Below are 711 nucleotides of genomic sequence, written 5' to 3'. Positions count from 1 at the left end.
CCAACGGCGTAACGTTGACCAACGATCCAAATATAATCAATCTTTGGGGCGATCAATTGAACAGCGTCCCATGATGATTAATCAATGTAATCGCATCGGCGATTTTGAACTAGATACAGTCGTTGGTCCTCGTGGGCATAGTAAGGCAGTTTTACTAACTTTAATCGATCGCAAATCACGGTTCCTTTGGGCATACTGGTTAAAAGATCGGACGACAGCGACTGTTAATGAAGCACTAACTAAGTTCCTAACCACTTTTAATGGTCCGGTGCACAGCTTTACTGTGGACCGTGGCACTGAGTTTAGTGGGCTAGTATCACTTGAATCACAATATGGTATTAAGACCTATTACTGCCATGCTTATACGCCAGCTGAACGTGGTAATAATGACCGCTTTAATCGGAATTTACGTTATTTTTATCCTAAAGGGACTCGTTTTGAGCACATTAGTGCTCAAGATTTAACGACGACGTTACTCCAAATTAACCAGCGACCGCTTAAAATACTCGACTGGCAAACACCGTATCAGGTTATGCTGACAAATTTGTCCAAAAATTCAGATTAAATTTGCAATCTACCTAGTTCATAATTTTTTTTTGAATCTTAATGACATATATGAGTAAAATAAACTCAACTAATAAGATCAATAATGGTAACATCAATTTTGGGCCTCCTTAAAAAGGTACACTTATCCAGTCGCTGGTAGTTACT

1 protein-coding gene is annotated in these 711 nt (G+C 39.1%); it reads left to right on the top strand.

What is annotated here, in order from left to right:
• A partial coding sequence (locus ACOV1R_RS16070; RefSeq protein ID WP_424744340.1) for an IS30 family transposase occupies positions 1 to 565 on the top strand: 565 nt, incomplete at its 5' end.
• Positions 566 to 711: the final 146 nt, after the last annotated feature.

It is taken from the genome of Lactiplantibacillus sp. YT640, from assembly GCF_049745435.1.
GTDB classification, from domain to species: domain Bacteria; phylum Bacillota; class Bacilli; order Lactobacillales; family Lactobacillaceae; genus Lactiplantibacillus; species Lactiplantibacillus plantarum.
This window is presented reverse-complemented; position numbering and strand designations above follow the sequence as displayed.